The organism is Vibrio sp. 1249-1 (genome assembly GCF_033340495.1).
In genome coordinates this window covers 1-849 of record NZ_JAWOWJ010000308.1, presented here as the reverse complement: position 1 = coordinate 849, position 849 = coordinate 1, and the positions used below count along the sequence as shown (strand labels likewise).

The 849-nt window shown below is 47.9% G+C and carries 1 protein-coding gene and 1 pseudogene; both read left to right on the top strand.

Annotation, left to right across the window (positions count from 1 at the left end; all coding sequences use genetic code 11):
* Nucleotides 1–533: DUF3450 domain-containing protein (locus tag R7Z50_RS26040; RefSeq protein WP_318149546.1), on the top strand; the 533-nt coding region annotated here is incomplete at its 5' end.
* A pseudogene (locus R7Z50_RS26035) lies at nucleotides 534–849 on the top strand (flagellar motor protein MotA); the annotation flags it as partial. It lies immediately after the preceding gene.

Below are 849 nucleotides of genomic sequence, written 5' to 3'. Positions count from 1 at the left end.
TGGTCGAAAGCCAACATCAAGAAGTGAACAGTTTGAACGAGCAAATTGAGCAGATTGCTCAAACTCGTCAGGGTGTCGTGCCATTGATGTATCACATGCTTGAAGGACTCAAGCGCATAGTGGCCAGCGACAAACCTATTCGTAAAGCTCAGCGTGAAGAACGCATTGCGAAGCTTGATGAGCTGATGACGCGAGCCGATGTTGCCGACGCAGAGAAATTCCGTCGAATCCTAGAAGCCTACCAAATTGAAATGGACTACGGCACCAAGCTTGGTATCTACCAAGGCAAAATTAACCTAGATGCTAACGAAAAAGTGGAAGCTGATGTCCTTTACTTGGGCCGTGTATCTTTGGTTGCGCGTAGCCTGTCTGGTGACAAATTCTGGAGTTGGTCGCAACAGCAACAAGCCTGGCAGCCTGTTGGTTCGGAACAAAAGACCGAGCTAGATAAGGCGTTTGCTATGGCAAACAAACAAATTGCACCGAGTATGTTAACTCTGCCAGTGTCACTAACGGTTGCGGAGGGCAAGTAAATGATCAAGAAATGGCTATCGGTTGCTCTTATCTCAACCGCGTCGATGATGCCTCACACGACGTTCGCGAGTGATACGTTGTTGCAAAAAGCGCAGCAAGAAAATCGTCAGCAGCAAACGCACAATGCGTCACGTGAATCGGGTTTCAAGAAAACCGAACAAGAGCTGCAAGCAATTAAAAACAAGCTTGTTGCTGAGCGTGCAGCCCTTCAAGCCGAAGCTGATACATTAAGCGTAACGCTCAGTGAAAATGAAGCGGCACTGGCTCCGCAAGAAGAAAAAATGCGTTTAGAAACGGGCAGCCTAGGTGAACAAC